Below are 5,137 nucleotides of genomic sequence, written 5' to 3'. Positions count from 1 at the left end.
ATCCTGGGGCTATAAGGGCTTCGTCATGTCCGACTGGGGCGCGGTGCCCAATATCGAGGCCGCACTGAACGGGCTCGACCAGCAGTCGGGCGAACAACTCGATCCCGCCGTCTTCTTCGGCGATAAGCTCAAGGACAAGGCCGCCGCCGACCATCGATGGAAAGCGCGCGTCGACGACATGAACCGGCGCGTCCTGACGGCCATCTACGCGGCTGGGCTCGACAAACACCCGGTCACGCCCGGCGGCAAGATCGACTTCGAGGCGAATGCCAAGATCGCCGAGGAGATCGCGCGCCAAGGCATCGTTCTGCTGAAGAACAATGGCGTGCTGCCGCTGGCCAAGACCGCCAAATCGATCGCCCTGATCGGCGGCTATGCCGATGGCGGCGTGTTGTCCGGCGCCGGGTCGAGCCAGGTCCATGGCGAGGGCGGCCCGGTCGTCAGCCGTCCCGCCAGCGGCAAGGGGGTCTGGGCAGGCTTCATCGCGCAGCAATATCATCGGTCCAGCCCGATGGAGGCGATCCACGCGCTCGCCGGCTCCGCCAAGCTCACTTTCCGCGACGGGCGCTATATCAGCGATGCGGTCGAGAAGGCGCGGCAGGCCGAGGTGGCGATCATCTTCGCGACGCAATGGGCAACCGAAGGGCTCGACCTGCCCGACCTGTCGCTGCCCGACGGACAGGACGAACTCATCGCCGCCGTGGCCGCCGCCAATCCGAACACCATCGTGGTGCTGGAAACGGGCGGGCCGGTGAAGATGCCCTGGCTCGACAAGGTCGCGGGCGTGCTCGAGGCCTGGTATCCCGGCGCGCGGGGCGGCCCCGCCATCGCATCGGTGCTCTTCGGGGACACCAATCCCTCGGGCCGCTTGCCGATCACCTTCCCGGCAAGCGAGGCGCAACTCCCCCGCCCCAAGCTCGATGGCAGCGACTGGGTGGAACCCGATTTCGGCGGCAACCCGACTTCGGGCAGCGACAAGCTGGACCTCGATTATGACATCGAAGGATCCGACGTCGGCTATCGCTGGTTCTCGCGCACCGGCGCCAAACCGCTGTTCCCGTTCGGCTATGGCCTGTCCTACACCCGCTTCGAAAGCGGTGGCCTGAAGCTGAACGGCCTGACCGCCAGCTTCACCGTCAGAAATGTCGGCCAGCGCGAAGGCGCCGAAGTGGCGCAGCTCTACCTCGTCGGTCGCAACGGCAAGGCGCTGCGCCGCCTCGCCGGCTTTCAGCGGGTCGACCTTGCCGCAGGCGCTTCGCAAACCGTCTCGGTTACCATCGACCCGCGCATCCTCGCCGACTGGAAGGATGGCGGCTGGATCCTGCCCGCCGGCGACTATCGCTTCGCTTTGGGCAGGGATGCAGAGCAGATGTCGGAGCCGGTCACGGTCAGGCTGGCCGGCAACAGATGGAAGGACTGAAGCAAACAGCCGGATGGTGGGGCGGCGGCGCCCGCGTCGATCGCCCCCCGTGCCTGCAAACCGGCTACGAGAGGTTGGACCTGGCGTTGACGAAAACTGGCTGGGGCGGGAGGATTCGAACCTCCGAATGACGGTACCAAAAACCGTTGCCTTACCACTTGGCGACGCCCCAGCATCGCTTGGCGAGGCGCCCTTATATTCATCGCTGCGGCAATGGGAAGAGCAGAAGATCGGTTTTCCTGCCGTTCGCTTGGGGCTAGACCGGAGGCATGACGATCCTCATCACCGGCGTCGCCGGTTTCATCGGCATGCATTGCGCGCTGCGCCTGATCGAGCGGGGCGAGACGGTCGTGGGGATCGACGATCTCAACGCTTATTATCCGGTCCAGCTCAAGCATGATCGGCTCGCCCGGATCAGGGCGGCGGCCGGCGAACGCTTCCGCTTCCTCCATTGCGATTTTGCCGACGACGCGGCGTTCGACAGCGCCATGATCGACGTTTCATTCGACCGCATCCTCCATCTCGGGGCACAGGCGGGCGTGCGCCATTCGATCGATAATCCGCGCGCCTATGCAAGGAGCAATCTGGTCGGACATCTGAACCTGCTCGAACTCGCCCGGCAGCGAGGCGTCGCGCATATGGTCTATGCGTCCTCCTCGTCCGTCTATGGTGGCAATGACAGCCTGCCCTTCCGCGTCGAGGACCGCGCCGATCAGCCCGTATCGCTCTATGCGGCGACCAAGAAGGCGGACGAGGTGATGAGCGAAAGCTATGCCCATCTCTATCGCATAAAGCTGACCGGACTCCGCTTCTTCACCGTCTATGGGCCATGGGGGCGGCCAGACATGGCGCTGTGGCTGTTCACCGATGCGATCTTGCGCGGACGCCCCATATCGGTGTTCAACGGCGGGGATATGCGGCGCGACTTCACCTATGTCGACGATATCGTCAGCGGGGTGGTCGCCGCGCTCGACCGACCGCCGCTCGACGACGGGATGGAAAAGGCCGGTGGCAGCCGGTCGCCCCATGCGATCTACAATATCGGCAATCACCGTTCGGAAGAACTGGGCCGGCTGATCGACCTGATCGAGCAGGCCTGCGGCCGACCGGCGATCCGCGAGGACAAGCCGATGCAGCCGGGCGATGTGCGCGAGACCTTTGCCGACATCGGCGCGATCGAGCGCGACCTCGGCTTTGCCCCGACCACCACGATCGAGCAGGGCGTGCCCCGCTTCGTTACGTGGTTCCGCGATTATCATGGGATCTGACATCATGCGCCCTACCCTGCCTTTGCTGACCGCCCTGCTGCTGCTCGCCGGCTGCGGGCCATCGAAGGAGCCGCCGAGCCCGCCGGCCGAGGAGGGCGGCGCGCCACAGATCGCGACGAGCATCGAAGAGGATGTGCTGCCGCAGGATCGTTCGGACCAGATCAGCGCGATCGATGCCGCGACCGGCGACGCTCGCGGAATGCCCCGCGACGGCGGCGGAGTCGTGAAGGCTCCGCCGCCGCGCGCTGCGGCGCCTGCCGAGACGCCCGCCGCCAGCGAGGCCGTCGTCCCACCGCCGGCCGCTCCGCAACCTGCCGCGCCCCCGCTCGTTACGCCAGGGCCATCGCCCACGCCGCAATAGGAGGCAATCCGCCATGACTGAGGATGACGATCTGCGCGCACGGGCGATCGCCCTGTACGACCGCTTCACCCATGGCAGCCAGGACCGCCGCGCCTTCATGGCGGACATGACCCGCCTTGCAGGCAGCGCGGCAGCCGCACAGATGCTGGTCGGGGCAATCGCTGCCGACCCGGCCGCAGCCGCGCTCATCGCCGAGGACGACAAGCGGCTGACGGCGCGGATGGTCCACTGGAAAGGCGCCGAGGGCCGCCAGCTGTTCGGCTATATGGCGATACCCAAGAAACATGCGAAGAAGCCGGCGGCAGTCCTCGTCGTCCACGAAAACCGCGGGCTGCAGCCTTATACCAAGGATGTCGCACGACGCCTGGCGGTGGCGGGCTTCGTCGGCCTTGCGGTAGATTTCCTCGCGCCGGAGGGCGGCACGCCGCAGGACGAGGACAAGGCCCGGACGATGATTGGCGCGCTCGACCTGGGCAAGGCGACCGCCGACGGCGTCGCGACGATCGACTGGCTGGCGGCGCATCCGCTGCTGAACGGGAAGGTCGGGGTGGTCGGCTTCTGCTGGGGCGGGGCGATGGCCAATCGGCTGGCAGTCGCGGCCGGCCCGGCGCTTTCTGCCGCCTGCGCTTATTATGGCCCCCCGCCCCCGCCTTCCGAGGCGGCCAAGGTGAGGGCGGCGCTGATGCTCCATTATGCAGGGACGGATGAGCGCGTGAATGCCGGGGCCGGTCCGTGGGTCTCCGCGCTGCAGGCTGCAGGAGCCTCGGTGCAGCGCTACGACTATCCCGGAACGCAACATGCATTTCACAACGACACGTCGGTCGCGCGCTTCGACGCCGCCGCTGCGCAGTTGTCCTGGGATCGGACGATCGCCTTTTTCAATGAAGGACTGCGCCCCTAGCCACGGCTTAAAGCAGGCTGTCGGCGCTCAGCTTCTGCGCCGAAGACCGTGGCGATAGCGCCAGCGCAGGCGCAGCATGCGCGGACCTGCAGGCAGATAACGGCGCCACATGCGTCGGGGATTGACCCACAGGCGGTGCAGCCATTCCAGCGCCATGCGCCTCATCCACCGCGGCGCGCGGCGCTCTCGACCGACGAGGAAGTCGAGCGACGCGCCGATGCACAGTGCCGTACCCCGCGCATCTGGCTGCCTTCCGATGGCAGTCGCTATCAACTCCTGCTGAGGGGAACCGACCGCCAGCAGGATGAAGCGCGCGCCCGACGTCGCCGCAAAGCGAGCCGCTTGCTCACGCGCCTCGGCATCGTGCCGCAGCCCCATAGGCGGAACATACTGGACGATGTCGAGGCCGGGCCACCGCTCAATCAGCCTGGCAGAATCTCCGGCATGACCGCCGATTATGCAAAGCCGGTCACCCGCAGAGAGGATCGAGCCAAAGAGATGGGCCGTAAGGTCGCTGCCAGGGACAACCGGAAGCGGGACGCCATCCGCAGCTGCGAAGAGCGACAGCACCCGGCTGTCGCAGAGGCACCAGTCGGCTTGGCGATAGGCGTTCCATTCGATCGCAGTGGTCGGCAGTTCAGCGAGCCTGACGACATGGTCGACATTGGGCGTAACCATATAGGCATAGGCGTCGTCGCCCGTCCGGGAGCGCAGGATCGCGCACGCGCCATCCATATCGATGGGATCGAAACGCAGTCCCAAATACTTCATTGCTGTTCCCCAACCCGGCCATATTAGCCGGTCCGGCGGAAAGAAAAAGGGCCCGGTGTCGCCACCGAGCCCTGATCTTTGCCTTTGGCCCGAGGATCAGCGACGATCGCCGAGGAACTGCAGAAGGAAGGTGAACATGTTGATGAAGTCGAGATACAGCGTCAGCGCGCCCATCACCACCGACTTGCCGGCGAAATCGGTGCCGGCGACGTAGAAGTACATGCTCTTGATCTTCTGCGTGTCATAGGCGGTGAGGCCCGCGAACAGCAGTACGCCGATGGCGCTGATCGCCAGATTGAGGGCCGGCGACTTGAAGAAGATGTTGAGCAGCGAAGCGACCAGCAGGCCGACGACGCCCATGATCAGGAAGGTGCCGAAGCCCGACAGATCCTTCTTCGTCGTGTAGCCCCACAGGC

At 65.9% G+C, this 5,137-nt stretch carries 6 protein-coding genes and 1 tRNA gene; 4 read left to right on the top strand and 3 right to left on the bottom strand.

Annotation, left to right across the window (positions count from 1 at the left end):
• On the top strand, positions 1-1,420 hold a 1,420-nt coding region (locus tag KAY22_RS24320), incomplete at its 5' end, for a glycoside hydrolase family 3 C-terminal domain-containing protein (RefSeq protein ID WP_296625718.1).
• A gap of 97 nt (positions 1,421-1,517) precedes the next feature.
• Here the strand turns inward: KAY22_RS24320 and KAY22_RS24315 are convergent.
• A tRNA-Gln gene (locus KAY22_RS24315) sits at positions 1,518-1,592 on the bottom strand.
• Positions 1,593-1,689: 97 nt separating this feature from the next.
• On the opposite strand from KAY22_RS24315, the gene KAY22_RS24310 reads away from it, so the two are divergent.
• The 3 genes from KAY22_RS24310 to KAY22_RS24300 are packed head-to-tail and all read left to right on the top strand — an operon-like array spanning position 1,690 to position 3,950.
• A complete protein-coding gene (locus KAY22_RS24310) occupies positions 1,690-2,688 on the top strand; it encodes a GDP-mannose 4,6-dehydratase (protein ID WP_296625717.1) in 999 nt (332 codons plus the stop codon).
• A 4-nt stretch (positions 2,689-2,692) separates the two neighbouring features.
• Complete coding sequence (locus KAY22_RS24305) at positions 2,693-3,049, top strand: hypothetical protein (protein ID WP_296625716.1); 357 nt, start codon at positions 2,693-2,695, stop codon at positions 3,047-3,049.
• Between the two features lie 13 nt (positions 3,050-3,062).
• On the top strand, positions 3,063-3,950 hold the full coding sequence (locus KAY22_RS24300; protein WP_296625715.1) for a dienelactone hydrolase family protein: 888 nt from the start codon (positions 3,063-3,065) through the stop codon (positions 3,948-3,950).
• 27 nt (positions 3,951-3,977) lie between these two features.
• Here KAY22_RS24300 and KAY22_RS24295 read toward each other — a convergent pair whose 3' ends face one another.
• Together KAY22_RS24295 and KAY22_RS24290 are read right to left on the bottom strand one after the other, a co-directional pair.
• Positions 3,978-4,721 (bottom strand): WecB/TagA/CpsF family glycosyltransferase, encoded by a 744-nt coding sequence (locus tag KAY22_RS24295; protein ID WP_296625714.1) that lies wholly within the window; start codon positions 4,719-4,721, stop codon positions 3,978-3,980.
• Positions 4,722-4,817: 96 nt separating this feature from the next.
• Positions 4,818-5,137 (bottom strand): Bax inhibitor-1/YccA family protein (locus KAY22_RS24290; protein ID WP_296625713.1); only part of this gene is annotated, 320 nt, incomplete at its 5' end.

This window comes from Rhizorhabdus sp. (genome assembly GCF_018006725.1).
Taxonomy (GTDB): domain Bacteria; phylum Pseudomonadota; class Alphaproteobacteria; order Sphingomonadales; family Sphingomonadaceae; genus Rhizorhabdus.
The sequence above is the reverse complement of the archived record's forward strand: the minus strand, read 5'-3'. Positions and strand labels throughout refer to the sequence as shown.

Excerpts from the sequence above, each read along its gene's own strand:
- KAY22_RS24310 (WP_296625717.1), top strand. The coding sequence starts at position 1,690 with ATGACGATCCTCATCACCGGCGTCGCCGGTTTCATCGGCATGCATTGC.
- KAY22_RS24305 (WP_296625716.1), top strand. The coding sequence starts at position 2,693 with ATGCGCCCTACCCTGCCTTTGCTGACCGCCCTGCTGCTGCTCGCCGGC.
- KAY22_RS24300 (WP_296625715.1), top strand. The coding sequence starts at position 3,063 with ATGACTGAGGATGACGATCTGCGCGCACGGGCGATCGCCCTGTACGAC.
- KAY22_RS24295 (WP_296625714.1), bottom strand. The coding sequence starts at position 4,721 with ATGAAGTATTTGGGACTGCGTTTCGATCCCATCGATATGGATGGCGCG.